Here is a 1176-nt window from a genome sequence, read left to right as displayed (position 1 = left end):
GCATCGTTGGCCGCGCTTTCCGGCGCCACGCCCGTTGCAGTCTCGCTGTCATCCATCAGCCCCAGCAACGACAACGGATCTGCATCATCAGGAGTGCTTGCAGTCTCAGCAGACTGCTCGGGAGCGGCGTGAGCCTCGGCGTCCTTGCTGACGAGACGACGAACGCGAGACATCAAGCGTTCTCCGGTCGGGGCACGTCATCGAACGCGATTGCGCTCAGCAGGCTGAGATCGATGCTGCCGTCGATGCGTGGAAGCGACTTCAACACGGCAATCGACAGCGCCAGGCGGTAGATCATGCGCTTGTAGGCAAGCGTCTTCTCGCTGGCGGATTCTTCGATGAAACTCACTTCCACGCCCATCAAGGCGTCGTGGCACGACGTGTAGACCAAACCCAGGTCTTCAACGGTCGTGACATCGCCCCTGTCTTGGTAGGGGAACCCACTGACGGTGATTCCCCTGTCGGCGAGTTCGAGCTCTGCCACGCGCAAGAGCGCGGGGCCGTAGGTCTGGTAGTTGAAGACCGCGTCCGCGCCGACCGCTTCGTCGCCGTCCCTGAACTCCCAACCTTCCTGCTCAGCAGTCTTGATCAGGATAGACTCGAAGTCGGCGTAGCCAGTGAGCATGGACATGTCGTGTAAGGATGCTTGATCGCTTGCCGGTTATTATCCTCAAACGAAAGTTTTTCCGCAATATGCAATCACACACGACGGCACTCCCTCGTTTTCGCCGCCAAATCAATCACTTAGTTTTGCCGCCACCTTAGATCCCAATCCGATGACTGAGTACACCCTCGAAGATCTCGCCGCGGCCCAGCAGGCCTTGAAGCTGGCCAACGAACGCATGGACAACCACCGCAAGGCGAACCCGACCAAACACATGGCCGATGCCTCCCGGGCACTGGTCGAGGTCTATGACATCTCGCTGGCGCGCAAGCGCACCGGGCTGCTGCCCCGGACGCCAGCGGAAGAGATCTCTTGGAAGCTGGACCAGAAGCACCCAGACGCCGAGAGCAAGCAGGTCGCGGTGCTGGAAGGGCGGCTGTACCAGAAGCGCTACTCGCCCGTGGCCACGTCCAACAGCGGCAAGACGGTGTTGCGCTGGGCGCACACCTGGGCGCCCCTGCCGACGCCCGAGCCGCCCGATCCGTCTGCTCCACCGGTGTTCTGCTTTGGCT

At 61.3% G+C, this 1176-nt stretch carries 2 protein-coding genes; one reads left to right on the top strand and one right to left on the bottom strand.

Annotated elements, in window-relative coordinates; all coding sequences use genetic code 11:
* Positions 1–172 precede the first annotated feature (172 nt).
* Positions 173–631 (bottom strand): hypothetical protein, encoded by a 459-nt coding sequence (locus tag AC04MI_RS25365; RefSeq protein ID WP_436040811.1) that lies wholly within the window; start codon positions 629–631, stop codon positions 173–175.
* Between the two features lie 145 nt (positions 632–776).
* On the opposite strand from AC04MI_RS25365, the gene AC04MI_RS25360 reads away from it, so the two are divergent.
* Positions 777–1176: hypothetical protein (locus tag AC04MI_RS25360; RefSeq protein ID WP_476499072.1), on the top strand; the 400-nt coding region annotated here is incomplete at its 3' end.

The sequence above is a fragment of the Acidovorax sp. LjRoot204 genome, from assembly GCF_056175785.1.
Note: the sequence above shows the minus strand (reverse complement) of the source record. Positions and strands in the feature narration are given on the sequence as shown.

Excerpts from the sequence above, each read along its gene's own strand:
- AC04MI_RS25365 (WP_436040811.1), bottom strand. The coding sequence starts at position 631 with ATGTCCATGCTCACTGGCTACGCCGACTTCGAGTCTATCCTGATCAAG.